The sequence below is a fragment of the Nonomuraea sp. NEAU-A123 genome (assembly GCF_018603905.1).
In the GTDB taxonomy this organism is placed as follows: Bacteria; Actinomycetota; Actinomycetes; order Streptosporangiales; family Streptosporangiaceae; genus Nonomuraea.
In genome coordinates this window covers 82,500-109,456 of sequence record NZ_JAHFZZ010000033.1, presented here as the reverse complement: position 1 = coordinate 109,456, position 26,957 = coordinate 82,500, and the positions used below count along the sequence as shown (strand labels likewise).

The window sequence follows — 26,957 nt, the reverse complement described above, 5'->3', positions numbered from 1 at the left end:
GGCCAGCGCTGCGGCGGTCGGCTCGTTGATGATCCGCAGGACCTCCAGCCCCGCGATGCGCCCCGCGTCCTTGGTCGCCTGGCGCTGGGCGTCGTTGAAGTACGCCGGCACCGTGATGACCGCCTCGGTCACCTTCTCGCCGAGATACTTCGCGGCGTCCGCGGCCAGCTTGCGCAGCACGAGGGCCGAGACCTCCTCGGGCGCGTACTGCTTGCCCTTGACGTCGAAGCGGACGCTGCCGTCGGGCCCCTCCGCCACGTCGAAGGAGACGGCGTTGATCTCGCTCTTGACCTCGTCGAATCGGCGGCCGATGAAGCGCTTGGCGGAGTAGATCGTTCCTTTCGGGTTGAGGATGGCCTGACGACGGGCGAGCTGGCCCACGAGCCGCTCGCCCTGGTCGGTGAACGCGACCACGGATGGCGTCGTACGGGCGCCCTCCGCGTTCGGTATCACCGTCGGATGTCCGTCCTCCGTGGCGGCGATCACCGAGTTGGTCGTGCCGAGGTCGATGCCTACTGCCTTCGCCATTGCGGCTCCCCCTAGCGATTGATGCTTGCGAGCAGTTCACGCGCCCGGGGCGCGTTCTCCTACTCGCCGAGGACTTGGTACTTGTCGGCCACCAAGCCGCTCTCGAAGACGAAGTCCCGTCGGCCGCCCGTCAGCGCGTGCGCGATCAGTCCGTAGACCGCTCCCCAGAGCAGGCCCCAGAGAATCATGGCGATCATGGAGGTGGCGGTGAGCGCGAGATGCCCAGGCGGACACTTCGATGCGGCGGGGCTTGGCGGCCGCCGCCTTGGAGACAGTGATTCGATGTGCGCCCACCATTTTGACGCTTTCGCGGGAGCTGCCGCTTCACATCCCCCATACGTGTAGTCCTGGTGCTCGCGCGTCAGCTGCCGGGCTCGTCGCGTCCCCGGATCGTCACGAGGCGGGTCAGATCGACGCGGGAGTTGATCTGCAGCTTGCAGTAGACGTGCCGCAGGTGGAAGGCGACTGTGTGGGCGCTGATGAACATCTGCTCCGCCACCTTCCGGTTGGACCATCCGTCGGCGACCAGGAGCGAGACGTTGAGTTCGGTCTCGGTGAGGCTGTCCCAGCCGCAGGCGGGCCGGTCGGCGTAGCTCCAGTGGCGGTGGTGCACGCCCATGCCGCGCAGCCGCTTGCGGACGCGGGCCGAATCCCGGATGGATCCGATCTCGTGGTAGATCGCGAGCGCGCGGTCGAGGCTTCCCGCCGCGTCGTCGTGCCGCCCGTCGGCGGCCAGCAGGACGCCGAGGTCCTCCGTGGCCGAGGCCTTCCCCCACACGTCGTCGGAGCGGCCGGCGGCCCGGGCCAGCGCCTCGCGGTCGCCGTCGAGCAGGCCGCGCGCGTGCGCGGCGGACGCGGTCAGGGCGAGCACACCCGGGTTGACGGCCTCCAGTTCCTCCGCGGTGGCGACGATCGTCTTGGCCACCTCGCGGTCGTCCACGGCGAGGGCGACGCGGACCAGCCAGGCGCTCGCGGTGGGGTTGACGGCAAGCGTCGAGTGTTGCCGTTCGAGCAGGCCGGCCAGCAGGGGCACCGTCTTCAGCGGCCCATCGCTCGCCTCCGTGACCTGGGCCGTCAGCAGGGCGTGGCCGGGCGAGTCGCTGTCCAGGCCGGCCACGTGCCGGGCGGCCGCCCGCAGGTCGCCCCGCCGCAGCGTGACCGTGGCCAGGACGGCGGTGGCCACCGCGGCGGGCAGAGGCGTGGTCCGGTCCGCGGCAAGGCTCAGCGCTCGCTCGGCCTCGCTCGCGGCGCCGTCCAGCCGCCCTTCGAGCAGCTCGAAGCGCGCCACGAGAGCGGAGACGTCGGCCTCCCAGGCGAGGTGGCCGCGGGCGCACATGTCCTCGCGGGCGTCCTCGACGAGCAGCCGCGCCTCGTCCAGGCGGTGGATGTCGATGAGCATCGCGGCGGAGGCCAGCCGGGATTCGTACGGATGCACGGCCGACACGTCCGCCCCGGTCAGCCGCCTGGCTTCGGCGGCCAGCGCCAGCGCGTCGGACAGGCGGCCCTCGTCCCGCTTCGTCTCCGCCAGCGCGATCAGGGCCGCCGCCGTGAGCGCCGCGCCGTGCCGGGAGCCCCCCTCGACGACCTCGTGCGCGTACGCGCGAACGGACGCCCCGTCGCTGCGCAGGCGCGTCATGGTGGAGAGGCGCACAAGCAGCGCCCGGTCGCGCACGTGGCCGGGAAGGTCGGGCACGGCCAGTACCGTCTCGGCCTCCCGCATGGCCTCCTCGAGGCTGCCGGTCAGGTACATGACGTCCGAAAGCACGCCTCGCAGCTCGGCCACGCTGTGCGCCGAAGCGTGCGCGAAGGAGTGCTCGGCCAGGCCGCCGCGGACCAGCTGCTCGGCCTCCCGCAGCCGCCCCTCCGCTATCGCGGTGTCGATGACCGCTACCAGGTCGACCTGGCCCAGCAGCGCCTGCCGTACGGGCGGCGGGACCCGCTCGGCAACGACGAGCCTGACCAGTTCGTGGCGGAAGGCGAGGTCGTGCGCGGTAGCGGCCAGGATGCCCGCCGCCATGGACTCCTCCACCGCGGGCAGTAGCGCGGCCGGTGTCGTGCCGAGCAGAGCCGCGGCCTGCTCGGGGGCGAACGACCGGCCGAGCACGGCGGCCGTCTCCACCAGGTTCCTGGCGACCGAGCTCAGGCCGTCGATCCAGTGCCGCACCACTCTGGTGAACCGGTCGGGGACGCGCAGGGCGGTGCCGTCGAGGACCTGGCCTTCGTCGCGCAGGCCGGCGAGCAGCTCGATGATCAGCAGCGGGTTGCCGCCCACGGCGTCCACCAGGGCCAGCGTCGCCGGATCCGGCTCGACCCCGAGCGTGTCTGCGGCCAGGGCGACGGCCGCGGCCGGGGACAGCGACGAGAGCCGCACCCGTCCGGCCCCACGGCGCTCCAACAGGTTGAACAGGGAGGCGGACTGGTCCTGTTCGACGGCGGTCGAGCGGCTCAGCAGCCAGCCGATCGGCCGGGGTTCGAGCAGGCCGTGGAGGGTGCGCAGGGCGACCAGCGTCGCCGGGTCGGCCCACTGCAGGTCGTCGAGCACGGCCAGGACCGGAACCGTGGCCCGTTCCTCGAAGCCCGTTCGCAACGCTTCCAGCGTCCGCGCCCGCGAGCCCGGGTCGAGCCGCAGGTCCAGAGTCTCGAACAGGCTGCCGCACGGCACCAGCTCGCCCAGCTCCTCCGGTGCCCCTCGGAGCACGGCGATGCCGCGCTCGCCGGCGGTGGCGGCGGTCTCGTCGAGCAGCCGGGTCTTGCCGGTCCCCGGCTCTCCGTCCACCAGCAGGGTCGCGGTCTTGCCCGCCTGAACGGCGTCGAGCAGACCGCCCACGTCATGCCATTCCGGTTCGCGTCCCCGCATGTCAGACCGCTTTCCCAAGGGGGGACGGTGAAGCCCATGCTCCTGGAGATCTTTCACGCCACTGCACGTCTCGGGGATGTGGCCGGGGAGCAGCCGGGACGAGTGTCGAGGTGATGCCCGGGAAAGGAGTCGGCGAAATGGTAGAAACCGGCTACGCGCCGTTCAACCGGACAGTGGACAAGACCAACCGCGTCCTGCGCGAGATCGAGGAGGCCTGCGGCTGGCCCTCGGAGCGGCGCAACCATTCCTACGGCGCGCTGCGCGCCGTGCTGCACGCGCTGCGCGACAGGCTGACGGTGGAGGCGAGCGCCCACCTGGCCGCCCAGCTTCCGCTGCTGTTGCGAGGCGTCTACTTCGACGGCTGGCGGCCGAGCAGCGTCCCGGTGAAGGCGAACCGCGAGGAGTTCCTCGACCGCGTACGGGCCGAGGTGGCCTTCGACCACGACGTGAGCACGGAGGAGATGGTCAGGACGGTCCTGGAGGTGCTCAAGCGTCACATCACCGAAGGCGAGTGGGAGGACGTGAAGGCCGGCATGCCGAAGGACCTCGCCTCCATGTTCCCGTAGCGACATTTCAGCTCCTCCTCCGGCTGCTTTTGCGGAGGGCGCGGACGAGTCGCAGCGGCAGGAGGCCCACCAGGGGAGCCCGCCTGCCGAGATCGTCGCGGTCCTCCTTGTCGAAGGCGCGGGCGTAGCGGCCGGCGTCCCGGGCGCTCGCGTAGCGCTTGGCGCCTCCTGCTCCGCAGCCGCGCTGACAATGCCAGCGCATCGTCTCCCCCTCCTCCTCGAAGCGGAAACGATGCCCAAGAACCCGACAAAGCAGCATTAAAACGACCGTACTGCCGGCATCCCTCCGGAGCACCGCTGAAGCACGTTTCGTGAAGGAGCTTTGACCATGACCACAGAAGGCCTTGGGGTCATCCGGACCAACATCCCGGCCCGGCTGGATCGGCTGCCCTGGTCCCGATTCCACTGGAGGGTGGTGCTGGGCCTGGGAACGGTGTGGATCCTCGACGGGCTGGAGGTGACGATCGTCGGCGCCGTCGCCTCCCGCATGACGGAGCGCGGCAGCGGCATCGCCGTCAACAGCGCCGACATCGGCACCGCGGCGGCCATCTACGTCGCCGGCGCGTGCGTAGGAGCCCTGCTGTTCGGGCAGCTCACGGACCGGCTCGGGCGCAAGAAGATGTTCATGTTCACGCTCGGCCTCTACATGGTCGCCACCGTGGCCACCACCTTCGCATTCGAGCCCTGGTACCTGTTCCTCATGCGCTTCCTGACCGGGATGGGCATCGGAGGCGAGTACGCGGCGATCAACTCGGCCATTGACGAGCTCATCCCGGCACGCAACCGGGGCCGGGTGGACCTGGCCATCAACGGAAGCTACTGGGTCGGGGCGGCCATCGGCAGCGTCGCCGCGCTGGCCTTCCTCAGCACCGCCCTCTTCCCGATGGACATTGGCTGGCGGCTGGCGTTCATCATCGGTGGCGTGCTCGGATTCGCCATCATGTTCACCCGTCGAAGCCTTCCCGAGAGTCCCCGCTGGCTGTTCATCCACGGCCACGCCGAGGAGGCCGAGCGCATCGTGGACCAGATCGAGGCCGAGATCGGCGGCGACCTACCCCCGCCCAAGGGCGAGATCACGGTCAGGCAACGCGACGCCATCCCGTTCCGGGAGATCGCCAGGGTGGCCATGAAACGCTACCCGCGCCGGGTGATCCTCGGCCTGGCCCTCTTCATCGGCCAGGCGTTCCTCTACAACGCCGTCACCTTCGACCTGGGCACGCTGCTGCACGGCTTCTTCGGCGTGGCCTCCGGCAATATCCCGTACTTCATGGCCGTCTTCGCGCTCGGCAACTTCCTCGGGCCTCTCCTCCTGGGACGCTGGTTCGACACCGTCGGCAGGATCCCCATGATCGCCGGAACCTACCTGGTCTCCGCCGCCCTGACTGGGCTGACCGCCATCCTGCTGCTGAACCAGGCATTGTCCACCAACTCATTCATGGCTCTGCTGGCCCTGACCTTCTTCGTCGCCTCCGCGGGAGCAGCCTCCGCCTACCTGACCGTCAGCGAGGTCTTCCCGATGGAGACGCGCGCGCTGGCCATCGCCTTGTTCTTCGCGGTGGGCACCGCGATCGGCGGCATCACCGGACCGGCGCTGTTCGGCCAATTCATCCACAGCGGCAACATGAGCCTGGTCGCACTCGGATTCTTCATCGGCGCGGCCGCCATGGCCATCGGCGGCATCGCCGAATTGCTGCTCGGCGTCCGCGCCGAACAGCAATCGCTGGAGAACATCGCTCGTCCGCTGACGGCGGAGGAGGCCGAGGCCGAATCCGCTGAACACGCCGCCATGATCAAGGCCGAGGGCGAGCGAGGCATGACCGAAGAGGAAAAGCTCCGGGACCTGGAGCGCCGAGACCGCACCCGCCTGCGCCGCGAACACGACTCCACAGGCTCCCGCCGCTTCCGGCCGGGACCTGGCAGCACGTTCCCCTCTCCAGGCATGCTCGGAACCAGCGGGCCGACCAGCCGATTCACCGCCGTCTCCGACGAGCAACTCGACCGGGAGATCGAGCTACTCGTCCGCACACTGGAGGAAGACGGCCCGGCCGACCGGCAGACCCTCGCGCTGCGCGTCCACGCCCGCGCATGGGGTCCCGGCCGGTTCCGCGTCGCCCTGCGCCAGATCATCCGAGAGGGACGTGCCCGCCCACTGCCAGACGGCCGGTACGACTCGCCGCAGAGGTGAACTCCGCACCTACCCGTCGCCGTTGCTCTGGTCGGCGTCGATGCGCCCATCCGGGCGGTGGCCATACGCCGCTTCCCGCACCACGGCGTCGCTTTCCAGCGCCGCGCCCAGAGCGCCCCGCTCCTGGAAGGCGTGGTCGCCAAGCGGCTGGCCTCGGCGTACGAGCCGCACGCGCGCGACGCGCGCTGGTCGATCCCGCTCTGATAGGCGAGGTGCAGTACACGGAATGGACGGCAGACGGCCGTCTGCGGCATCCGAGCCGGCGCGGCCTGCGCCCGGACAAACGGCCGAACCAGGGGCGGAGGGAGGAGGGCTGACGGCGAGATCGGCCGGCCCTCATCCGGAAGCGCTGGAGTCGCCGCGCCCGTCGGCGGACAAAGCGGGCCGTTGTTGCGACCATCGCACCAGCGCCAGCGCCGCGACCAGCATTAAGGCGCTCCCCGCGTAGACGACCAGCTCCATGAGCTGCTGGCGGCTCCCCGCCAGATTCCCCGGGATCGTCAGCCGGACGACCACCGACAGGATGTGGCGGATGATTGCGATGATGCCCACGATGATGAACGGTTCGAGCTGCAGGCGGCCGCCCGCGAGGTGGGTCTGCACCGTCACGAAGATCTCCAGCACGATCAGCACGAGGAGCAGCTCCTCGAGGATGACGATGATCTTCTCAGTGCCGGACGCTCCTCCTTGGACGATCGTGAGGATCATCAGGGCCAGAATGCCGACGCCCAGGGCCAGCAGCGCGAACGACACCAGGTAGAGGATCCCGTGCTCGGCGGCTGCCAGCATGGCCAGCAGCCGCCTGTTCTCCGGCCTCTGGGCGACCTTGTGTACCGCGGCGTCGGCCGGAGACGGAGGTCCGGGCGCGCCTGATGTGTCCGGTGGGTTGTTCATGGGCTGTACCTGTGATCGTGCTGTGTGTGCCGGCGACCGTCGTACAGAGTGCCCATACCCCCGGTCCGGCACGCGCGAATCTCCCGGTCCGGTGCGGTGCCAGCCATCATCTGCCCAGCTCGGACACCCCGCTCGCGGCGCGGTAGACGGCCAGCGTCTCCTCGGAAGACGAGCATGCTGGCCACCGAGATTGACCCCGACGCCACCAACGCGGCGAAAGCACATGCCGAGGACCTCCAGAGGTGCAGCGGTGGGTGGTGGCTGGTGCTGTACGGGGCGCACAGCCGCCGCTTCTTCGCCTTCTACGCAGGCTGGTCGGCGAGAGTGAAGATGCCTATTGAGGCTCGGACACCGGCCGAGCTCCGGCCGATGATGACCGCCGCCGACGACGCCTGGTGGAGGTCGCAGCTCGTTTCACTTCACGCGCAACCCGATGCTCGGGACGGGCTGGCCGACTGATGAATACGAAGCGCGGGTATGCGTCGGCCCCAACGAGCAACCATGGGACGGATGGCATCCCTTGACCATGCGCACTCCTCGACCGGTCGGGCAGTGGCTACGTGAATCTCGGTGGCTCGGATCGCTGATTACCAGGCATGGAAATCGCCGGTCACTCGGCCATAAGGCCCGCGTCGTTGAGTCGCTTGATGAGGCTGGGCTTGCCCTGGTGCCGTTCCCGGAGGTGGGTGAGGCGCTGGGTGAAGGTACCGGCATGCTCGTCGCGGATGGCCAGGGCGTGCAGGTCGCGGAGGAGATCGACGGCTTGGTCGTATTCACGGGGCTTCTTGGTGCCGATGGAGGCATCCACCCGGTCCCACGCTGCTTCGAGGTCCTGGGCGAGCCGGTTCAGATGGAGTTCCCGGGTGTGCCGTCGCTCCTGTTCCCGGCGGGCCTGTTCTTCGGCGCGCCGGGCCGACTCCTGTTGCTCGCGGGCGTGGCGGCGGGTGGCGGTGGTGTCCAGCAGTTCGGCGACCGTCCGCCCCGTTTCCACCTCCTGGTCGGTGGTTTCGCCGCCGAACTCGCGCAGCAGTTCCCAGCGAACCCTTGCGGCGTCCTCCTCGACCACCCGCAGTAGCAGCGCGTCCTTGCGCTTGGTGGGCAGGGCGCCGATCCAGGTGGCCAGGGCCTTTCGGTCATGCTGTACGGGTCGCGCCGGCGGGCTGGCTTCGGCGGCGGCCGCGAGCAGGTCGTCGTCCAGGCGCAGGAAGTCGGCCAGGGCCCGTTGCGGTGCGCTGAGCGAACCCAGTCCCGACGGGATGGGCGGCTCCAGTTCGTCCTCCTCCTCGTAGTCGAAGGCGTCCTCGTCGCGCTCCCATGTCCCGTACGCCGACAGCCAGGCCAGATAGAGCGGCCGCAGGTCGCCGGCGGCCAGCTCGGCGCGGATGCCGGCGATCGCCGACAGCGAGCGTTCGACGTCGTCTTCCCAGTACTCTTCCTCTGCCTCGCTGGTGAAGTCGAGGATGAGGTGTTCACCGCTGGTCCAGGTGCTGACCTGGTCGCCTACGCAGTAGCGTTGGGCCTGCTTGGGGTTGAGCACGGCCTTGGGGAGGCGGAGCATGACCCGATGGGTGCCCCAGTTGGCCAGGTACAGGTGGGCATCGTAGTACCGCTCCACCATGCGGCGCGGGTCCCCGCGGAAGTCGCCCCAGTGATATTCGTTGGTGAAGCTGGTGGCGGTGATGTGGGCCCGGGTGGACAGGGAGCGGACCTCGGTCTGCTGCTGGTCGGTGAGCGGCCGGTCGATGGCCAGGAACTCGTAGTACTGGTATTCGCTCATGTTCACCCGGCCCAGCGCCGGAACGCGTGAATCCATTCGGCTCCGCCCGGTGGCGAGTCGGGCAGTGGCAGGTCGAGGATACCGATCGCCTGCTTGTGCTTGCCATGGCGGCAGATCGCCACGATGCCACTCCCGACCAGGAAGTCGATCGCGGTGACGGTGACCTGCAGGCCGAGCACGGTCGTCTCGAACGGCACCGCCAGGTTGTCGCCGATCATTACCTGGAAGCCGGAGATCTGTTCATCATCGGTGTAGGCGTCCACGATCGCCTGCTCGATCAGCTCATCCAGATCATCGTCAGAGGGGCGGCGAGTCACAACAGCACACGATACTCCCGCGGGAAACCCTGTGATCACGCTGGGACAGGGGGATTGCTGGAATCGATGATCACGCGGGAAGGCCGGTGTCCGGATCGTACAGGTCTTCAATGGAAAGCCGGTCCTGACCCAGATGGGTTCGCATGCCGGCGGCGATGCTCAGGATGCGTTCGGCTCTGCCAGTGGTTCCGGCGCGGCGTTCCAGCACTTCCAGACGGCGTTCGAGCACTTGAGCGGCGTGCTGAGTTTCCTCGGCCAACCGGATGACCCGGCGGGCGAGGTCATGAATGGGTTCGTGTTCGAGGTCCACGCTCACCGTCGCTCGACTCCTTCGGTCGCGGCGCCTGAGTTGCTGCGGGTGCCGAAAATTCATCCGTGCAGATCGCAGGCTCGATGGGCGATCATGCGCTTCAAATCGGGGGCGTGGGCTGTACCGAAACGGCATGATGATCTCTCGTGCTGCTGCGCCTGGCCTACCTCGCCGTTACGAGCACCTTCTCGTTCATGCGACTGCTACCGATGACCGATCGCGACAAAGAGATCGAGATCCTGGCGCTCCGGCATCAGCTGATGGTCTTACAGCGGCAGGTGGCCAAGCCCATGTTCACTCCGGAGGACCGATTACTGCTCTCAGGACTGCTCCACCATCTGCCGATGGACAAGCTGCGGCAGCTGGTGCTGCTGGTCCGCCCGGACACTCTCATGCGCTGGCATCGCGACCTACTCAGGCGCCGGCACGCGGCGGTCATCGCACCCCGGCGGCCAGGGCGTCCGCGCACCGTCCGATCCATCCGCGCTCCGGCTGGTCCGGGAGAACTGCTGGGGCTACCGGCGTATCCACGGTGAGTTGGCCGTGCTCGGTATTTAGGTCGCCGCCTCCACGGTGTGGGAGATCTTGAAAGAACACGTCATCGCTCAGTCGCCCGCACGCGTGCACACCACCTGGGCCGACTTCCTACGCGACCAAGCGGGCGTGCTCCTGGCGTGCGACTTCTTCGAGGTCCGCACCCTGACAGGGGCCCGGCTCTACGTCTTCGCCGTCATCGAGCACGCCACCCGCCGCATCCACATCCTCGGCGCCACCGCCCACCCCACCGGCCAATGGGTCACCCAACTCGGCCGCAACCTCCTCATGGACCTACACGAGGGGGGCACCACCGCTATGTTCCTCATCCGCGACCGAGACGCCAAATTCACCGAGGCCTTCGACACCGTACTGACCGACGCCGCAATACAGGTCGTCACCACAGGCGTCCGCATCCCGCGAATGAACTCCCTCATGGAGCGCTGGATCCAGACCTGCCGCCGCGAACTGCTGGACCGCACTCTGATCTGGAACCAAGCTCATCTACTCCCACGCGCTGAGAGAGTTCGAGACGTTCTACAACGAACATCGACCACATCGGACGCTCGGGCAGGCAGCTCCCCTCCGGCCGCTGCCTGAGCGGAGCACTATCCCAGCCGAGATCACGAGCCTCGACATCCGCCGACATGATCGACTCGGCGGCATCCTCAGGGAGTACGCGCATGCGGCTTGACCTGGACGGATGAATAATCGGCACCCGCACCGTGCCGAAGAGCAACCAGCGAGCAACCAACGGCGCGTCTTCACCTCGCCGAAGGCACTCGAAAATCGAGAGATCCCAGGTCAGATAGGGTGTGGAGTGGTAGGGCGCCCGGGGCTCGAACCCGGAACCTACGGATTAAAAGTGGAGCGATGCTCACTCACCTGACGGCATACTGACCTGCGGTCAAGCGTCTGGTTTCTCCGGGCGAGGTGTCGGCGTTCCGCACATATTCCGGATCTTACCCCCGTGAGGCTGCGGTCGATTGGGTCGGACGGCACCCAACCGCATTAGCAGCTCGGGTCTTGACCGTTCAAGGCCGTCTCATGTGGACCGATGCGGCTCGGTGGACTAGCTGGAACGGGATGGCATGGCGGGGAACTGCAACCCAAACTGCAACCCGTGCCAATCGATCATGTCTAGAGAGGAGCTTTGGCCGGAGCGCCAGGATGCGTGCTGTTCCATCCTTAGTTCAGTCCGGGTTGCGTGCATCTCCAGACGGACAGCGACTCGCCACCTACGCTCGAAGTGTGGCTCGTCTTCTGCACGTCGCGGCTGTTCTGGTCATCATCGTCCATGCGCTCCGCAGGCAACCTGCGCCTATCGAACCACCAGACAAGAGGAAGCTGACCGAATCGTTGAGTCGGCCCCGGGATGCAGGTGCCGAGTCGCGGTGGACCATGATCGGCACCGTGATGGCCGGTACCGCCGCACTCGCGGCGCTCGTTGTGTCCAGCGCAGCATTATTGATGCAAATACAAGATCACGGAGAACGACTTGACCTACAGCGGCGGACTTTGGGATCGAAGGTCACTTGGTGGGCCGAAGAACAGTCCGGGTCAGAGCATAATATAATAGTGCAAAACGCCAGTATGGAGCCGATGGTCGCCCGACTGGTTTGGAAATATGAGGACAAGTCCAGAAGTCACTATCTGCCTCTTGGAACGCTACCTCCGTGCAGTATTAGTCGTTACTTCGGTACCTGGCTAATGCCAATCGCAGATTTCGGAGGCGACACATTGCTCCTGCCTGAACGGACGAAGGACGCCTACCTGACCTTCGTCGACCCGGAGAACAGAGTATGGGAACGGGGTGCTGACGGGAGGCTTGTTCCAGGGGCACGCACAGCGATCGGCGATGCAACTGTGGAACGAGTCATGAGAGACGAGGTGGTGACCCCGGAACGCACAGAGTCGCCAACGTGCTCCTCCTCTGGCTGAACCATTGATAGCGGTATACGCAACCGGGCGACCTTCAGAACACGCTGAGTAAAGATCGAAAGCCCGGGCAACCGTCACAGGCAGGCGATCGTGAGGGCGTCTGCAGGCGGGCCAAACTGTATTAGCAGTCCTAAGTCGCTCGACGGCTCCCGCTACTAAATGCTTGCATGTAGTTCGTTGGACATCTAGTCGGAGCATTGCAGTGTGGAGGTAGGCCGTGGTACCCAGTTCCTCTTCTAGCGGTACTGATATCACGCACGCTCGAAGGATGTTGCGGCGCATCCCTTCGGGAGTCGCGCGCTATTTGATTTGGCTCGTTGCGCATCTCTCCGCCACGGTGATCGTCACTGCATCGCTCGCCTTGATTGATCCTCTGGAGGTCCCGTCATGGTGGCCCATTCTTAGAAAGCTACCTGCATTTATCCGACCCCCCATGACCGTTGCTGAGCTACCGTTTGTTTTCGCATTAGTATTTATTGGCACCGCCTTCACAAGTGCTACTTTGCAGACGGTGGCGAAGGTATGGCCACGGCCTGCAAACATTCCACCTCTTAGTGCTGCAGACATAGATCAGCTTACTCCGAAAGAGCGCATGGATGCGATTAATTCGACTCATGCAAGCCGGATTCAGGCGTTAAGCACTTTTGGTGTCATGCTAGGGGTTGCCTTTACTGTTGGAGGGCTGATATATACGGCCGGCACATTAGAGGCCACACAACAAGGGCAAATAACAGATCGCTACACTAAGGCAGTGGAGCAACTTGGCTCTCAAGCGCGCGATGTCCGCCTTGGCGCGATATATGCACTCGAGCGAATCGCTCGTGATTCAGAGCGCGATCACGAAACCGTACTGGCAGTTCTTGCTGCATATGCACGCGAGCACGGGGATGAAAAGGGGTATTCAAAGGCGTCAAAGGATGTCGTGGCGGCACTTACTGTCATCGGCCGCAACCCACCAGAAAAGTGGACGATTGGCTGGCTGGATCTATCAGAAGTACAAGCTCCCAGTGTGCGTCTGACTGGACTTGACCTTCAATTCGTGGACCTCGTGAGCGCAAATCTGAGTAGAACAACCTTAACGGACGGGAATTTTCGCAATGCGCGACTGATTCGGGCTAACCTTAGTGCAGCAAATCTTAGCGATTCAGTGGGAGACGCCTACGTTGTAAAACCCATCGGCAATAGACCCGCCAGCTTCGTCCAAGCTGACTTGCAGGGCGCTGACTTGGAGCGCGCCATGTGCGCTGGTGTTGACTTCTCTGGGGCAGATATGCGATCAATCAATGCCAAGAATTCGGGGATGTATTCTAGCAATCTAAGCGGTGCCGACTTGCGGAAAGCCAACATGTCAGGCGCATCCCTAGGTGACGCCGACATGCGAGACTCAATGCTGTCTTACGCTGATTTTCATGGCGCGAAAATGCAAGGCGCGGATTTTCGCGGTGCACAAATTGATAACATCGATCTTCGCGGTGCCGATTTGCGTAAGGCCAAAGGTTTGCCGTCAATCGATCAGATCAAGAAGCTAGGCGGCAAGGTGGACGAAGATACTAAATTCTAGCAGCACGAACGTGTGGTGCTTTTATCCACGTTTTTATGCGGGATGCTAGATTCCTGGTAGAACTGTGGCACGTAGTGGTGGAGCTTGGGGTCTCCTATAGCGACATCATCTGCTGCTGCCGAACCAGGCAATCGGATTGAGGAAATTAGCTTCGACAGGCGTCATGTGCCTATGACATCTCGGCGGAGTGAAGCCAGCACTGTCAGCTTGGGAACTGTAAGGATCGCAGCACGTGGGGGCTCTGAGCTGCGGGAAAACCTGGTCCCGAGTGACCGTGATTGATCCCTCGTTACCCTGCCTAATTGCACGGTGATCAGCTTACGACCTGGGCTTTCTCGCGCGATGCGCACCCTGCGCCCTGATCATCCCGTCTGCCGTCGACCCGCCCGGAGGGGAGGCGGGCCAGGGCCACGGGGACAAGGTGGAGCCCCCAACTGGAGGAACGACCTTGGCCCCGTGGCCCTGGTCTGCTCGGCTTGTCCTGGGTCGATGGCGGGCGGGATGATCAGGCTTCCACCTCAACCATCTACGGACCTGAGGATCAAGCGCCGATCATCCCGGAGCCGGAGTGCCCCCGCCGGAGGCCTCGATCTCCGGCCAGAGTGATTTGCTTCGCCAGAACTGGGCGCGCGTCTCCTGGAGCTTTAAACTCGCCCGGAGTAGCTCCCATTCATGCATAATGGCATGGAGATCTCTCATCATCTGTGCCCCGTCTTTATAGCTCTTGATGACAACACCTGGGAACGTGGGGAAATATGGAGATCCTGAATTGATAGCACTCATGGCTTCTTCGGCTGCTCTTTTGTGCATCTTGGCTGTCGCCCGAGAGAGCTTGCTAAGCCTCTCTCTGAGTCCTATCTCGAAGCGCACCAGCTCTTCTAGGCGATGTCTTGCCACCTCATAATCGTTCGGGGACGGCGACTGACGCTCAAATGCTTCCATGTAGAGGTGTGCAAGTACCGGCATCGCCTTCTCCATGTCCTGAGAGTGAAGGCGAAGAGACTGCATAGCGTCCATACATTGATGATCAATTGTGTCTAGAAGCTTTTGCTGATCTTCGAGGTTTGGTTCAATATCGTGATCGTATCTCTCAAGGCATATTTTGAGCCGGTAATGCCATGCCCGATCGCAAGCTGCAAGAAATTTCTCATAGGCCTCTTTGCGTGCGTCGCTATGTCGCTGTTCTGCTGCGTTTCGGCGATCCAGCTTCTTTACATATAGGGCGACTGTCGCGGCGATAGACGCGGCAATGAGCGTAGCTGTAGCGGCAATTAGGGGAAGAGTCAGATCGCCCATGCGCTAAGAGTCTGAAGCCGGGTTACGGATTTGGCTAGATCCTCACGGTGAGATCCTTGATTTCAGGACGAGGCAAGTGCGTTGTCGCGGCCCGAGTGGCGGGCGCGCGCGAGAACGGCCCCCAGGCCGCACGCGCAGCGCGCGGCCCGCAAGCTCGGGCCGCGCGGCGGTGCGTGCGCCGCCGCCTTGATACCTATGAGAACAATTCGGCAAGTTCCGTCAGCGTGCGTTTCCAGGGGTAGGCGTCGATGTGGTCGCCGCCGGAGCTGGGGGCATGGGGCTCGAACTGGCCAGGGCCGAACAGTACGTGTACGCCTTCGGCGCGTAGGTCTTCGACGCTGCGTTGGAAGGGTGCGCGTGTGGCGAGGGCGCTGTTGACGAAGGGCAGTACGACGACTGGGATGCCGAGTCCTGGGGCTTCGGACAGGACGCCGAGTGCGTAGGTGTCGGCGATGCCTTGGGCGAACTTGTTGATGGTGTTGTAGGTCGCTGGGGCGATGATGATCGCGTCGGCTCGTGGTGACTTCGGCTCGTCTGGTGTGCGGTATTGGCTGCGAACGGGCCGGCCGGTCTGCCGTTCCAGGTCCGGGACGTTGATGAAGTTGAGCGCTGGCGGGGTGGCGATGATCTGGACGGTCCAGCCTTCGTCCTGGGCCATGGTGACCAGGCGGCCGACGTCTCCGGCTGGTCCGGCTGCGCACACGATGATGTAGAGGACCTTGCCGGGTTGGATCACGCGACGACTCCCAGGGACTCGGCGTACTCGCGGGCTTCGCGGCGCACACTGATAGGCGCGGTTGCCAGGATGTCACGGACCAGGCGCCGGGCTGCTTCTCGCCCGGAGACCTCCTCTGGGGCCAACTCACCTGCGGCGCGAAGGATGTGCAGGGCTTTGTCGTGCTGGCCGCACATGAGGAAGGCGCGGGAGATGTCGAGTAGCAGCGTCGCTTTGCGCTCGTTGATGGGCAGCTTGGCGATTTCGACCTGTCGGGCGTGGTTGATCGCGGTGCCTGCGTCGCCGAGTCGCAGGGCGATGTTCACGCGGTGGCACAGGACGTTGTTCGGGCCGAACGCGGTCCACATGTGGTTGGCGTCCGTGCCGAGTCGAGTGCCTGCTTCCGCGGCTTCGTCCAGTAGTTCAGCGATGTTGTGGCGGTTGCTGCTGTGGGCGGCGGCGACGGCTCCTCTGAGCAAGAGTGATCCGTAGATGGACAGCTCGTCGGGCGATGGGTGGGTCAGGTCGGTGTCCATGCGCGCGGCGGCGGTACGTGCGGTGTCGGTGGCGGCTCGGTGGTGGCCACCGTCCATGAGGGCGTGGGTGATGATGCGGGAGCTTGAGCCGATCATGAGGGGGCTCTGGCTGGCGTGGGCCGCTTGGACGCTGCGGTCTGCGGCGAGCCAGGCGAGGCCCTTGTCTTCCTGTTTGAGCAGGATAGAGGCCGCGACGTGGTGCGCCTCGGCCGATAGCGCGTAGGCGCGTAGCCGGCCGTCGCCGTCCAGCACCATACAGGCGGTGCGCAAGGTTCGGAGGAGTGCGGGCAACGCTACGGTGACCTGCGCATATCGGCAGGCTTGGTAATTCTGCTTGGCTGCCACGACAGCGGCGGAAAGCGCTTCGAGGTCGATGTGGTCGTCCGTGGGATGCGAGTAATCGACGAGAACGGCGGCCAGGGATTCGATATGACGGCTCGCGTCTGTGACGCTTTCCGGTGGTCCAAGGACGGCGCTGAACAGTGCGGCTCCCGTGAGTCCGACGAATTCCCGGCGTCGCACGTCGTCTTCAACCTCCCCCCGTCCAACGAGATCCATCGTGCGGGGTTGGATGCCCTGATTGTCAACCTCTCCTGAACGGCGTTGCGCTGGCTTCTTTGCTGATCCGCCGCGTCTGGGAGTGAACCCTAGATCCTCCAGGTCAGTGTGCGTGACCTCCTTGATCGCGAATCGGTAGGGGTCATGCGGCCAGCGAACCTCCCCCGTTTCCCAACGTCGGATGCGCTCCTCGTCGCAGGTCAGACCGTGCTTGATGCCGCTCTGACTGAGATTGATCATCTTGGCCATTTCGGCGCGGGTCAGATCCGCGTTCTCCCGCCACGCCCGAAGTCGATCATTGGGGGTCGCACCCGTCATATCCGCTCCGCTTTCCGATTGGGGGGATCGAAAAGGGGCTGAAGGGGGGCCTGTTTGGAGGGCCTCATCCAGCCCGTTTGCCGGTGGACTTGCCATCAATCAACAAGGTACGTCACGCGGCTTCCCGGCACAGGGAACGCCGGTAATCGAGGAGATGGCGACGGTGATCCGGCCAGACGAGACCAGCGAGGTACGACCCTGTTTAGCGTGCCGGGGGCGTGGGACCAAGCGACGTACGCCGCGCCGGGCGCTGCTGGTGGGTGATGAGGAGTGCGAGCAAGCCGGTGGGGAGTTGCTGTGTCTCGATTGCGCCGGAAGCGGCCTGGGCGAAGAGAGCGGGAGATGAACTCGATCATGGCCTTGCTGGCCAACATGACCAATCCACAAGACGAGGCGGACAAGCTGCTGCGGTTGCAGGTCGAACTGGTGCGGATCGGGGTCCGGGCGGAGCTGCGCGACAACAACTCCGCGTTGATGGTGCTGCGTCCGGATCCTGGGCTGCCGGTGTGGGTGTTCGTCGGCTACGGCGGTGCGTACTACTCCTGGGACAACGCGAACGATCGGCATCCGGCTTCCGATCCGCAAGGGACTGCGCAGGCGCTGGTCAAGTACATCAAACCGTCCTGATCAATCCGCCCCCGAGACGGGCGCGGCGAGGTGGTCCATCCCGACCGAGGGGGTCGGGTGGATGCGCTCTCCAGCCCCTCGCCGCGCCTCTGATCGCCCCGGCAGGCAGGAGCGCCGGAACCCTGTGCGGGCCTATCGTCCGCCAAGGTCCGCTCGCGCCCTGTCTGCCGGGGTCGTTTGCTTGTATCGCTCGCGCCACATCGACCGACATGGACAGGCGGGGGTGCGTCGGGCTACGCTCCAACTTGGTAAAACAACCTGTCAGGTGCAGGACGGTCATGATGTCACTAGAGTCCGTGCCGCCGAAGTACGCACAGCTTGTGCAGACCCTTCAGCGGCGTATCGAGTCTGGAACCTACCTTCCCGGCTCTCTTCTCCCCAGTGAGAATCAGTTGATCCAAGAGTTCGGCGTGTCCCGGCCCACGGTGGTCGCCGCGTTGCGGGTGCTGCGCGAACAAGGCTGGATCGACTCCCAGCAAGGCAAGGGCCGGTTCGTGCGCGGCCGTCCCGCGATGGCCGCTGTCGAGCGTAACCGTCCCGGTCAGGCGTACCTGATCCGGCCGGAGCTCGATTCGGAGGGTGAGGTGGTGCAGGTCGGTACTGTCGTCGCGCCCAACCGGATCGCCGCCCTGCTGGAGCTGCCGGACAAGGACAAGGCGTTCCTGCGGCGACGGGTGATCACCCTTGAGGGTGAGCCAAGCATGGTGGTGTCAGTGTGGCTGCCTGCGGAGCTCTCGGAGGGCACCGATCTGACCAGTTCCGCCCCGTTGCCGCAGGGACTGCGCGAGCACCTCCAGGCGCGTAAGGGGGTGCGCTTCGATCACGTGGTCGAGCAGATCACCGCGCGCATGCCCACGGCCGGTGAGGCAAGGCAGCTCGCGATGGGCAAGAGCACTCCGTTGCTGGCCGTCTTCGGTGCGGTGCGCGAGGCTTCCGGCCGACCGTTGCTGGTGGTGGAAGTGCTGCTGCCCGCTGATCGGCATGAGCTGGACGACGCCTATCCGATTGGTTAGGGAAGTGTTCCCGACAGAGCCCGCATAGGCACTTGACCTATCAAGCGGGCTCTCTTTATTCTCGAATCACTTGATAGGTTAAGTGCCTATCACTCGACAGAAGGAATCGATTATGGCTCTGCAAGGCCCCATCCCCGTCACCTACCAGATGCTCTTCCCGCACGGCTGCTACGTGGTCGGCGAGATCGAGCCGGTCAAGGACTTCGACGCCTCGACCAACGGCCGGTTCGTCCAGGCCCGCGACAAGCAGTCCGGTGAGCTGGTCTGGCAGGTCGCGGTCATGGACGGCGACCCGACCCTCAAGCCCGCCCAGAAGACCGTCGCGGTCAAGATCCTGTCCCCGACCCAGCCCACCCCACCCACACCGATGCCGGGCATGCCCTTCACCCCGGTCCTGTTCGACCAGATCACCGTCACCCCGTACGTCAACGCGGCCGGACGACTGTCGTACTCGATCCGGGTCCGCCAGATGCACGCACCCTCCACCGGCCCTGCGCACCGAGCTCCATCCGCGAAGGAGGGGCAGGCATGACCCGCCGCTGGACGCCTCGCCGCAGCGTGATCCGACTGACCACCGCCCAGAACGCCACCGCCACCCACCACCGCTACCCCTACCGCTCGCCCGTGCTGGCACTGGACTGCGGCGCAACCACCGTCGTACTCACCAGCGACGGGCCGGTCACGGCCGCTGACCTCGCCTTCGCCCACCAGCTCGCCCGCGAGGCCGCCCGCTACGCCCGCTCGGTCGAGACCCGCTTCTACCAGCCGAGCAACCCCCCGGAGGCGGCGGCATGAACAAGACCCCGTACACCAACGTCACGCTCTGCGTCAGCCCCGGCGAGACCACCCGGCTGGACGTGTCCTTCTACACCTCAAAGATCCACATCTACAACCTGCTGCTCGCCGAGCGTCCGGTCCTGGACCTGACCACCACCGAAGCGGCCGTCTCGATCAGCACCACCGGAGGCGGGTCCGTCACTGACGCTGACCTGGCCTTCGCCCGTGAGCTATTCGCCGCTACCGCGTCCGACTGTGAGCGCCTGCACGCCATACAGGCCGACACGGTCACCTACGACGGCACCAGCAAGGCCACCGACCAGACGGCGGCCTGACCCATGGCGGGGCCGCCAGAAGCGCCAACTTCCGGCGGCCCCCGATCTTCTCCCTGATCTCACTCACGAGAGGTTCCAAGCATATGTTCCGCAAGCTTCCTGGTGATGAGGCTCGCAACCTTGTCTCCACCACCCCTGACACGGCCATCGTCTTCCGTCCGGCCGTCGTCACCACTCCCGCCATCATGACCATCGTCATCTTCGCCTGGCGCATGCTCGTCGGGCTCGTCCGGCTGTCCTGGCGACACCCCGTCGCCGTGCTGGCCGTGCTCACTCCCGCCGTCCTGATGTGGCTGTACGGCTGGCGCGTCGCGCTGCTGCTGCTCACCCCGGTCCCGGTCGGGCTGATCGCCTGGGCGCTGACCAACCGCACTTCCTTCGTCCACCTGGTTGGCTGGCGGCTGCTGGCCTGGTGGCGGCTCATCTGGATCTACCGGCGCCACTGGCAACCCGTCATGATCGTCTCCGGGCTCGGCAAGCACGTCATGGGACGCGACTACCTACCCCGGCTCGGCAAGGTCACCTGCACCTCCTGGGCCGACCACGTCACCGTGCGCATGCTCGACGGGCAAGCCGTCAAGGACTGGTCCGACCGCATCGAGCACCTAGCGCACGGCTTCGGCGCTCCATCGTGCCGGGTGGCCATCATCAAGGCCGGTCGGCTGCTACTGACCTTCCCCCGGCGTGACCCGCTCGCCACCGTGATACCGGCGCTGCCCATCCCGGCCACCCCCACCGTCGGACCGGTCAAGGTCGGCACGCGCGAAGACGGCACCCCCTGGTTACTGAAGATCCTCGGCACACACATCCTCATCGCCGGCGCCACCGGGGCGGGCAAGGGCTCGATCATCTGGTCCACCATCCGCGCCCTGCTCCCAGCCGTACGGGCGGGCCTGGTCCAAGTGTGGGCGCTGGATCCCAAGCTGATGGAACTGTCCTTCGGCCGCGCCCTGTTCGGGGACCGGTACGCGGCCACCCCTGCCGAGTGCGCCGACCTGCTGGAGACGGCCGTCAAGGTCATGCAGGAACGAGCCGCCCGCTTCGGCGGCGTCCAGCGCAACCACACCCCAACCACCGAAGACCCGTTCGTCCTGGTCGTCGTCGACGAAGTGGCGTTCCTGACCGCCTACCAGGCCGACAAGGACCTGAAACGGCGCATCTCCGCCGCGCTGGCCACGCTCACCACACAAGGCCGCGCGGTCGGCGTCGGCGTCCTGGCCGCGCTCCAAGACCCACGCAAGGAGGTCATGAACATCCGCAACCTGTTCCCCGACAAGATCGCCCTACGCCTCGACGAGTCGGAGCAGGTCGACATGGTCTTGGGTGACGGGGCAAGGGATCGCGGTGCGCTGGCCGATCACATCTCCCCGATCCCGGAGCTGGGCGCGGGCATCGGCTATGTCCGGCTGGAATCCTCACCTGATCCGATCCGGGTCCGGGCCGCCTACGTCGCCGACACCGACATTCGCGCCATGGTGGCCACCTTCGCGGGTGGTGAGGGGCGATGACGCTGGCTCACTTCCTGGACGGGCTGCGCTGCTCGGTCTGCAAGACCCTGAACGCGCTGCGGCTCGACCCGGCCCGCTCGCTGGTCGAGTGCGCTGAGTGCGGACAGTCGGCGCTGGTCTTCCCCGAGATCGGCGAGGGGCAGGGGTCATGACTGACCGGCGAGCGGAGCGGCCGGCGCAACCCGAAGGACCCCAAAGGGGCCGCGAAGCGGTTGGGCCGGTGGCCGGAGCGACTGACCGCGCCACACCTCGTGCCCTGCGCATGGCGATGCCCCTGGCCCGCGAGGTGGCCGTGGAGGTCGCCAAGCAGCACGGCGTCTGCATCCGGCCGGTGCCCCTCAAACGGCTCGACATCCACACCGGAACCTGGGACGTCGTGGATGTGCCGTGCGGGGCCACGCTGGAGGCCACATGCCCGCCCTGCGCCAAGCGCAACCGGCAGCTTCGCATGGCCCAATGCCGGGAAGGCTGGCACCTCGAACAGGAACCGACCATCACGCCCGATGAGCCGAACGACGAACAGCGCTGGCTGATCGAGTTCCGCGCCGACATCCAAGCCCAACGCGACCAAGCTGTGTCCAAAGGTGAGGACACGGCCGACCAGGACGCGATCATCACCGAGTTGGATGGCGAGATCAACGAGGCGGGCATGCGCGGCAACGTGCTCGGCCGAACGACTGCCAAGCGCAACCGCTCGACCAGACGGCGGCAGGATGCCCCGAACCTGCCCAAGCGCGCCATGACGGCGACCACGCTGGGCCGGACGTTCACCAGTTCGGACGGCAAGACCTACCGGCCGTCGCTGTTCGTCACGCTCACCCTGCCGTCCTACGGCAAGATCCGCAACGGCATACCGGTCGATCCGGACACCTACGACTACGCCCGGGCTGCCCGTGACGCGCTGCACTTCTCCAAGCTGGTGGACCGGTTCGTGCAGAACCTTCGCCGCGTTGCTGGCTATGACGTGCAGTACTTCGCGGCCGTCGAACCGCAGAAGCGGCTCGCGCCTCACCTGCACATGGCCATCCGAGGCACCCTGCCCAGAGCAGAGATCAAGCAGATAGCCGCAGCGACCTACCACCAAGTGTGGTGGCCCCCGGCCGAGACGGCCGCCTTCGACGGTGACCACCTGCCCATATGGGAAGACGGCATCGGCTACCTCAACCCGGCAACCGGTGAGGTACTGCCCACCTGGGAACAAGCCCTCGACCAGACGGCCGAACCCTTGCACGTATCCCGGTTCGGCGTCCAAGTCGACGTTCAGGGCGTGCTGGCGGGCACTCCGGATGCCGACCAGTGCATCCGCTACCTGTCCAAGTACCTGACCATGTCCATCAGTGACAGCCTCGACCCCGACGACCAGACCCAGAAAGATCACGCGACGCGGATGACTGAGGCGCTGCGCTTCGAGCCCTGCTCTCCGACCTGCCCCAACTGGCTCCGCTACGGGGTCCAACCCAAGAACGCCAAGCCGGGTATGACTCCCGGCCGCTGCCGGTCCAAGGCGCACAAGCCCGACCACCTCGGCTACGCCGGACGGCGCGTCCTGGTCTCCCGCAAGTGGTCGAACAAGACCCTGACCGAACACAAGCAGGACCGCCGTACCTGGGTTCTGGAGGCCCTCGGCCAGAGCGACCAGCCACCAGACCCGCACCGCTACGTCTGGAAGCCCATCCCGGCCGGAGACGCCAACGTCGCACCGCTGGCTGTCCGACTCCTCCGATCGGTGGCCGAACGGCAACGCTGGCGCGCCCACATGGCCCAACTCCAAGCCCAAGCAGACGGCCAAGATCTTTCGGCAACTTCGAACAGTACGGCGTGTCCAGCGACGGCCGGTTGTTCAGGACCAGCACAGGCAAGCCGTTCCCGGGCTCGACGGTGTCGATGGTCTGGCGCGAGGCACGGACCTACGGGCTGACGCCCGACCAGGTCGCCTCTCCGCTGGCGGCTCGGCCCTACGACCTGCGGCATGCGGCCGTGTCGCTGTGGCTCAATGCTGGCGTTCATGCCCCTGAGGCGGCCGAACGGGCGGGGCATGGTGTCGATGTCCTGTTACGCGTCTACGCCAAGTGCATCGACGGGCAACGCGAGGTCGCCAACCAAAGGATCTTGGATGCCCTTGAGGCCGCGTAACAGGTGCTCACAGAGAAGGACCCCGAGACAGCTCGGGGTCCTTCGTCGTTGTCGCGGCGTCGACGCGGAATCTCCGAAGAACGCTTCCGAATTGCTGCCTCGACCTGGGCAAACGCGCCAAGATCCATTCCGCGTATATTCCGGGAAGGGTGGCAGGCGGCTGCTTTCGGTGGCCTGTGGCTGCCTTCGCGGTCCACGCCGTTCCAGAGCAAAACCCCAGCTCAGAAGCAGGATTCGAGGTAGAGGATGGTAGGGCGCCCGGGGCTCGAACCCGGAACCTACGGATTAAAAGTCCGCAGCTCTGCCAATTGAGCTAACGCCCCTAGCAACAGCAAGGGTACAGAGATTACCGCCCCCCACGCGACGCCCTTTCGCCCCCTCACCGGTAAGCCGCGAGCCCCGTCAGCGCTTCGCCCAGCACCAGTGTGTGGATCTCCTGGGTGCCTTCGTATGTGAGCACGCTCTCCAGGTTGTTCATATGCCTGATCACAGGGTACTCCAGCGTGATCCCGTTCCCGCCCAAGATCGTCCGAGCTTGTCGGGCGATGTCCAGCGCCGCCCGTACGTTGGCCAGTTTGCCGAAGCTGATCTGCCGGGGCTCCAGCTTTCCGGCGTCCTTCAGTGCGCCCAGATGCAGGGCCGTCAGGCCCGCCTGGGCCGTTCCGACGTACATCCAGGCCAGTTTCTCCTGGGTCAGCTGGAATGCCCCGATCGGCTTGTCGAACTGGATGCGGGTCTTCGCGTACGAGACCGCCGCCTCCAGGCAGGCGCGGGCCGCGCCCACGACGCCCCAGATGATGCCGAAGCGGGCTTCTGAGAGGCACGACAGAGGGCCTTTGAGGCCGGACACTTCGGGAAGTACGGCGGAGGCGGGCAGGCGTACGTCGTCGAAGTACAGGGACGAGGTGATGGAGGCCCTAAGGGATAGCTTCTTGTGGATCTCAGGGGCGGAGAAGCCGGGCGTATCGGTCGGTACGACGAAGCCGCGGATGCCGTCGTCGGTCTGGGCCCATACGACGGCCACGTCGGCGATCGAGCCGTTGGTGATCCACATCTTGGAACCGTTCAGGATCCAGTCGGAGCCGTCTCGCTTGGCGTACGTGCGCATGTTGGCGGGGTCGGAGCCGTGGTCGGGCTCGGTCAGGCCGAAACAGCCGATCGCCTCACCGGCGGCCATCGCGGGCAGCCATTGATCTTTCTGCTCGGAGGACCCATAACGCCAGATGGGGAACATCGCCAGCGATCCCTGAACCGAGACGAAGGACCGCAAACCCGAGTCTCCGGCTTCCAGCTCGCGGCAGGCCACGCCGTACGAGATGGCGTCCGTGCCGGCGCAGCCGTACCCCTCGAGGTGCATGCCGAGCAGGCCGAGCGAGCCGAGTGCGGGCGCGAGTTCGCGCGCGGGGAAGGTGGCCTGCTCGAACCAGTCGCCGACGTACGGCAGGACGCGGTCGTCGACGAAGGACCTGACCGTGTCGCGGATCAGCCTCTGGTCGCCGTCGAGCCGGTCGTCCAGGCGCAGCAGATCGTCCATCGAGCGTCCTTCCGTGACGAAAGGCCGTAAGGGCCTACCAGGGTTCTACCAGGGGGAATCCTGATGTGCGAACGCCGGGCCGGAGGGCAGTCTTGAGGCATGAGCGAATACAACGTCAAGAAGCTTCGTCGGACCAACAACGGCCGCATCATCGCGGGTGTCTGCTCGGGTATCGGGGAGTACGTCGGCATCGACGCCAACCTGATCAGAATCGGCCTGGCGATCGCCACGCTGTTCGGTGGGCTCGGGGTCGGCGTGTACGCGGCCGGCTGGCTGCTCATGCCGGAAGAGGGCCGGGACACCTCGATCGTCCAGGACCTGTTCGACAAGCAGCAGGCCAAGTCCACCTGGCAGGACCACACCGACTACAGCGGCGAGCAGAAGCCGCAGCAGTGATCATGCGGGGGCGGGGGTCTCGACGCGGGACTCGGACCAGAGGATGGCGAGCACGGCCGCGGCCGTCACACCGATGACGCCGGCCAGCGCGACCACCGGCTCTGGGCCGAGTCTCTCCGCGGCGAACCCGCCGATCAAGATCCCGATCCCCTGTACGGCCATAAGCCCCGACTGCACCAGGCCGAACGCCTGACCGCGTCGTTCCGCCGGTACGCACTGGACGAAAGCGGCGTTCGCTGCGAGCTGGTAGGCCCCGCCAACCCCCGACAGGAACCACGCGGCCAGCACCACGGCCAACGGTGGCTGCAGCGCGGTCACGACGAGCGGCAGACAGCTCAGCATGGCCATCCACCCCATCATGCGCAGGCGCCGCGGCGGCGTGACGAACCTGCTGAAAAAGAACGCCCCCACCGCGGTCCCCGTCGGCATCGCCGCCATCAGCAGCCCGGTGACCACCGGGAGCGACAGGGCGCCGGTGCTGAGCTTCGCCGCATAGGGGACGGCTAGGCCCTCCGGCAGGATGTAGAAGCCGCAGAGCCACGCGAAGAGCACAAGGGTGCGGAGTTTTCGGTCGCCGAAGACAAGGCGGGCGCCCGCCCTGGTCATCGCCCACATCGACGGCCTGGCGCCGTCGCGGGCGGCCGCGGGACGTGGTCGTACGCGGATGACCAGGATCAACGCGGAACCCAGGAACGTGATCGCGTCGAGCGCGAGCGCGCGGAAGGGGCCTATCGTGGCGATCATCGCGCCGCCGGCCGCGAAACCGAGCATCTGGATGCCCTGGTTCGTCATGTTCTGCAAGGCGGAGCCGACGACGTACCGATCACCTTCGAGCACCTCGGGCAGCAGTGCCGCGCGCGCGGCCGAGAACGGCGCGCTGAGCAGCACCACGAGGAACACCAGCCCGCACAGCACGGGGAACGGCACCCCCGGGAGCGCCATCACGCCCACCAGGGCCGCGCGGAGCAGGTCGCACGTCATCATGACGCCCCTGCGCGCGAACCGGTCGGCCAGACCGGCCAGCAGCGGGCCGCCGAGGATCGTCGGCAGGTAGGTCAGCGCGTAGACGGCCGCGGTCGCCAGCGGTGATCGGGTGCGGTCATAGACAAGGACGGCCAGCGCCACTTGGGCGAGCTGGTCGCCGAGCAGGGAGAGGCCCTGGCCGTACCAGAGCGCGCGAAACTCCCTGATGGCGATGACCTCGCCGTATGTGGCTTGGCGTTGGAGGGCGCGGCGATGCCGTCCCAGCAGCCGTCGCGTCCGCATGGCCCCCATTGGACTCCGCTGTGCCTGACTCAGAGTGCTCGCTATGTCACCTAAGGTGCCCGATCATTTGACGGCCCGCAACCCAAAGAAGCCAACCCATTGCGAACGGTTACCAGCCTAGTTCATGAAGCCGGGCGTCATCGATGCCGAAGTGGTGCCCGACCTCGTGGACGACCGTTATGCGTACTTCGTCGACCACGTCGTCCTCCGTATCGCAAATCTGGCATATCGGATTTCGGTAGATCTCGATGCGGTCGGGCAGGACTGCGGAGTACCAGTCGCCGCGCTCTGTGAGGGGGATCCCGGTGTACAGGCCCAACAGGTTGGGTTCGGGCGGATCGTCGACGACCGTGACGACGACATTGCTCATCACCCGGGTCAGACCTGGGGGAATCGTGTCCAACGCCTCGGCTACGAGCTCCTCGAACTTCTCCCGCGAAACCTCGATCACCCTTGCCATTCTGCCCCGCTGGTC

General features: G+C 65.9%; 32 protein-coding genes and 1 tRNA gene. 18 read left to right on the top strand and 15 right to left on the bottom strand.

Annotated features, from left to right (window positions below):
• The 3 genes from KLK06_RS53585 to KLK06_RS53575 all read right to left on the bottom strand — a co-directional run.
• Positions 1-528, bottom strand: a 528-nt coding sequence (locus KLK06_RS53585; RefSeq protein WP_214643590.1) for an Hsp70 family protein, incomplete at its 3' end; no start/stop codon positions are given.
• 59 nt (positions 529-587) lie between these two features.
• Complete coding sequence (locus KLK06_RS53580) at positions 588-725, bottom strand: hypothetical protein (RefSeq protein ID WP_214643589.1); 138 nt, start codon at positions 723-725, stop codon at positions 588-590.
• Between the two features lie 164 nt (positions 726-889).
• On the bottom strand, positions 890-3,385 hold the full coding sequence (locus tag KLK06_RS53575) for a LuxR family transcriptional regulator (protein ID WP_214643588.1): 2,496 nt from the start codon (positions 3,383-3,385) through the stop codon (positions 890-892).
• Between the two features lie 137 nt (positions 3,386-3,522).
• On the opposite strand from KLK06_RS53575, the gene KLK06_RS53570 reads away from it, so the two are divergent.
• On the top strand, positions 3,523-3,951 hold the full coding sequence (locus KLK06_RS53570; RefSeq protein ID WP_214643587.1) for a DUF2267 domain-containing protein: 429 nt from the start codon (positions 3,523-3,525) through the stop codon (positions 3,949-3,951).
• Positions 3,952-3,958: 7 nt separating this feature from the next.
• Here KLK06_RS53570 and KLK06_RS53565 read toward each other — a convergent pair whose 3' ends face one another.
• On the bottom strand, positions 3,959-4,153 hold the full coding sequence (locus tag KLK06_RS53565) for a hypothetical protein (protein WP_214643586.1): 195 nt from the start codon (positions 4,151-4,153) through the stop codon (positions 3,959-3,961).
• Between the two features lie 126 nt (positions 4,154-4,279).
• Between KLK06_RS53565 and KLK06_RS53560 the strand changes: the two genes are divergently transcribed.
• The 3 genes from KLK06_RS53560 to KLK06_RS62815 are packed head-to-tail and all read left to right on the top strand — an operon-like array spanning position 4,280 to position 6,453.
• A complete protein-coding gene (locus KLK06_RS53560) occupies positions 4,280-6,136 on the top strand; it encodes an MFS transporter (protein WP_214643585.1) in 1,857 nt (618 codons plus the stop codon).
• 57 nt (positions 6,137-6,193) lie between these two features.
• Complete coding sequence (locus tag KLK06_RS62820) at positions 6,194-6,340, top strand: hypothetical protein (RefSeq protein ID WP_308168901.1); 147 nt, start codon at positions 6,194-6,196, stop codon at positions 6,338-6,340.
• 8 nt (positions 6,341-6,348) lie between these two features.
• Positions 6,349-6,453: a hypothetical protein gene (locus tag KLK06_RS62815; RefSeq protein WP_308168900.1), complete on the top strand. Its 105-nt coding sequence runs from the start codon at positions 6,349-6,351 to the stop codon at positions 6,451-6,453.
• 19 nt (positions 6,454-6,472) lie between these two features.
• On the opposite strand, the gene KLK06_RS53550 is transcribed toward KLK06_RS62815, so the two are convergent.
• Positions 6,473-7,030, bottom strand: coding sequence for a phosphate-starvation-inducible PsiE family protein (locus tag KLK06_RS53550; RefSeq protein ID WP_214643584.1), 558 nt, complete (start codon positions 7,028-7,030; stop codon positions 6,473-6,475).
• Positions 7,031-7,204: 174 nt separating this feature from the next.
• Here KLK06_RS53550 and KLK06_RS53545 point away from each other — a divergent pair, with 174 nt between their 5' ends.
• On the top strand, positions 7,205-7,489 hold the full coding sequence (locus tag KLK06_RS53545) for a hypothetical protein (RefSeq protein WP_214643583.1): 285 nt from the start codon (positions 7,205-7,207) through the stop codon (positions 7,487-7,489).
• Positions 7,490-7,640: 151 nt separating this feature from the next.
• Here KLK06_RS53545 and KLK06_RS53540 read toward each other — a convergent pair whose 3' ends face one another.
• From KLK06_RS53540 to KLK06_RS53530, 3 genes are all read right to left on the bottom strand, one after another.
• The gene (locus tag KLK06_RS53540; RefSeq protein ID WP_250907462.1) at positions 7,641-8,843 is read right to left on the bottom strand and encodes a hypothetical protein; all 1,203 of its coding nucleotides are present in this window, start codon (positions 8,841-8,843) and stop codon (positions 7,641-7,643) included.
• Positions 8,810-9,124, bottom strand: coding sequence for a calcium-binding protein (locus KLK06_RS53535; RefSeq protein WP_214643582.1), 315 nt, complete (start codon positions 9,122-9,124; stop codon positions 8,810-8,812). Before KLK06_RS53535 ends, KLK06_RS53540 begins: the two co-directional genes overlap by 34 nt.
• Before the next feature lie 70 nt (positions 9,125-9,194).
• Positions 9,195-9,440 carry a hypothetical protein gene (locus KLK06_RS53530; RefSeq protein WP_214643581.1) on the bottom strand — a complete coding sequence of 82 codons (246 nt, stop codon included), beginning with the start codon at positions 9,438-9,440 and terminating at the stop codon, positions 9,195-9,197.
• A gap of 140 nt (positions 9,441-9,580) precedes the next feature.
• Here KLK06_RS53530 and KLK06_RS53525 point away from each other — a divergent pair, with 140 nt between their 5' ends.
• The 3 genes from KLK06_RS53525 to KLK06_RS53515 all read left to right on the top strand — a co-directional run bounded on the left by KLK06_RS53525 (position 9,581) and on the right by KLK06_RS53515 (position 13,470).
• Positions 9,581-9,970 carry a hypothetical protein gene (locus KLK06_RS53525; protein WP_214643580.1) on the top strand — a complete coding sequence of 130 codons (390 nt, stop codon included), beginning with the start codon at positions 9,581-9,583 and terminating at the stop codon, positions 9,968-9,970.
• Positions 9,971-10,019: 49 nt separating this feature from the next.
• On the top strand, positions 10,020-10,568 hold the full coding sequence (locus tag KLK06_RS53520; protein ID WP_214643579.1) for a DDE-type integrase/transposase/recombinase: 549 nt from the start codon (positions 10,020-10,022) through the stop codon (positions 10,566-10,568).
• 1,774 nt (positions 10,569-12,342) lie between these two features.
• The gene (locus tag KLK06_RS53515) at positions 12,343-13,470 is read left to right on the top strand and encodes a pentapeptide repeat-containing protein (protein WP_214643578.1); all 1,128 of its coding nucleotides are present in this window, start codon (positions 12,343-12,345) and stop codon (positions 13,468-13,470) included.
• Positions 13,471-14,022: 552 nt separating this feature from the next.
• Here KLK06_RS53515 and KLK06_RS53510 read toward each other — a convergent pair.
• The 3 genes from KLK06_RS53510 to KLK06_RS53500 form a co-directional block, all read right to left on the bottom strand.
• Positions 14,023-14,766: a hypothetical protein gene (locus tag KLK06_RS53510; protein ID WP_214643577.1), complete on the bottom strand. Its 744-nt coding sequence runs from the start codon at positions 14,764-14,766 to the stop codon at positions 14,023-14,025.
• A 193-nt stretch (positions 14,767-14,959) separates the two neighbouring features.
• Positions 14,960-15,502, bottom strand: coding sequence for a flavoprotein (locus KLK06_RS53505; RefSeq protein ID WP_214643576.1), 543 nt, complete (start codon positions 15,500-15,502; stop codon positions 14,960-14,962).
• Positions 15,499-16,893 (bottom strand): helix-turn-helix transcriptional regulator, encoded by a 1,395-nt coding sequence (locus KLK06_RS53500; protein WP_250907461.1) that lies wholly within the window; start codon positions 16,891-16,893, stop codon positions 15,499-15,501. Before KLK06_RS53500 ends, KLK06_RS53505 begins: the two co-directional genes overlap by 4 nt.
• Positions 16,894-17,235: 342 nt before the next feature.
• Between KLK06_RS53500 and KLK06_RS53495 the strand changes: the two genes are divergently transcribed.
• The 9 genes from KLK06_RS53495 (at position 17,236) to KLK06_RS53455 (ending at position 23,286) form a co-directional block, all read left to right on the top strand.
• Positions 17,236-17,520 (top strand): hypothetical protein, encoded by a 285-nt coding sequence (locus KLK06_RS53495; RefSeq protein WP_214643575.1) that lies wholly within the window; start codon positions 17,236-17,238, stop codon positions 17,518-17,520.
• Between the two features lie 209 nt (positions 17,521-17,729).
• Entirely contained in the window at positions 17,730-18,533 is an 804-nt protein-coding gene (locus tag KLK06_RS53490; protein ID WP_308168897.1) for a GntR family transcriptional regulator, read from the top strand.
• Between the two features lie 112 nt (positions 18,534-18,645).
• Entirely contained in the window at positions 18,646-19,065 is a 420-nt protein-coding gene (locus tag KLK06_RS53485) for a plasmid replication, integration and excision activator (protein ID WP_214643573.1), read from the top strand.
• Positions 19,062-19,328 carry a hypothetical protein gene (locus KLK06_RS53480; RefSeq protein ID WP_214643572.1) on the top strand — a complete coding sequence of 89 codons (267 nt, stop codon included), beginning with the start codon at positions 19,062-19,064 and terminating at the stop codon, positions 19,326-19,328. Before KLK06_RS53485 ends, KLK06_RS53480 begins: the two co-directional genes overlap by 4 nt.
• Complete coding sequence (locus KLK06_RS53475; protein ID WP_214643571.1) at positions 19,325-19,645, top strand: hypothetical protein; 321 nt, start codon at positions 19,325-19,327, stop codon at positions 19,643-19,645. Before KLK06_RS53480 ends, KLK06_RS53475 begins: the two co-directional genes overlap by 4 nt.
• Positions 19,646-19,728: 83 nt before the next feature.
• On the top strand, positions 19,729-21,153 hold the full coding sequence (locus KLK06_RS53470) for an FtsK/SpoIIIE domain-containing protein (RefSeq protein ID WP_214643570.1): 1,425 nt from the start codon (positions 19,729-19,731) through the stop codon (positions 21,151-21,153).
• Positions 21,150-21,305, top strand: a complete 156-nt coding sequence (locus tag KLK06_RS53465) for a hypothetical protein (protein WP_214643569.1) — start codon at positions 21,150-21,152, stop codon at positions 21,303-21,305. The genes KLK06_RS53470 and KLK06_RS53465 overlap by 4 nt, the downstream gene beginning before the upstream one ends.
• A gap of 68 nt (positions 21,306-21,373) precedes the next feature.
• Positions 21,374-23,071, top strand: a complete 1,698-nt coding sequence (locus KLK06_RS53460; RefSeq protein WP_308168896.1) for a replication initiator — start codon at positions 21,374-21,376, stop codon at positions 23,069-23,071.
• Positions 23,038-23,286, top strand: a complete 249-nt coding sequence (locus KLK06_RS53455; protein ID WP_284735397.1) for a hypothetical protein — start codon at positions 23,038-23,040, stop codon at positions 23,284-23,286. The genes KLK06_RS53460 and KLK06_RS53455 overlap by 34 nt, the downstream gene beginning before the upstream one ends.
• A 247-nt stretch (positions 23,287-23,533) precedes the next feature.
• On the opposite strand, the gene KLK06_RS53450 is transcribed toward KLK06_RS53455, so the two are convergent.
• Positions 23,534-23,609 (bottom strand) — tRNA-Lys (locus KLK06_RS53450).
• Between the two features lie 56 nt (positions 23,610-23,665).
• Positions 23,666-24,820: an acyl-CoA dehydrogenase family protein gene (locus KLK06_RS53445; protein ID WP_214643568.1), complete on the bottom strand. Its 1,155-nt coding sequence runs from the start codon at positions 24,818-24,820 to the stop codon at positions 23,666-23,668.
• Positions 24,821-24,919: 99 nt separating this feature from the next.
• On the opposite strand from KLK06_RS53445, the gene KLK06_RS53440 reads away from it, so the two are divergent.
• Entirely contained in the window at positions 24,920-25,216 is a 297-nt protein-coding gene (locus KLK06_RS53440) for a PspC domain-containing protein (RefSeq protein WP_214643567.1), read from the top strand.
• Here KLK06_RS53440 and KLK06_RS53435 read toward each other — a convergent pair whose 3' ends face one another.
• Together KLK06_RS53435 and KLK06_RS53430 are read right to left on the bottom strand one after the other, a co-directional pair.
• On the bottom strand, positions 25,217-26,482 hold the full coding sequence (locus tag KLK06_RS53435; protein ID WP_250907460.1) for an MFS transporter: 1,266 nt from the start codon (positions 26,480-26,482) through the stop codon (positions 25,217-25,219).
• A gap of 109 nt (positions 26,483-26,591) precedes the next feature.
• The gene (locus KLK06_RS53430; RefSeq protein WP_246652006.1) at positions 26,592-26,942 is read right to left on the bottom strand and encodes a metallopeptidase family protein; all 351 of its coding nucleotides are present in this window, start codon (positions 26,940-26,942) and stop codon (positions 26,592-26,594) included.
• Between the last annotated feature and the right edge of the window lie 15 nt (positions 26,943-26,957).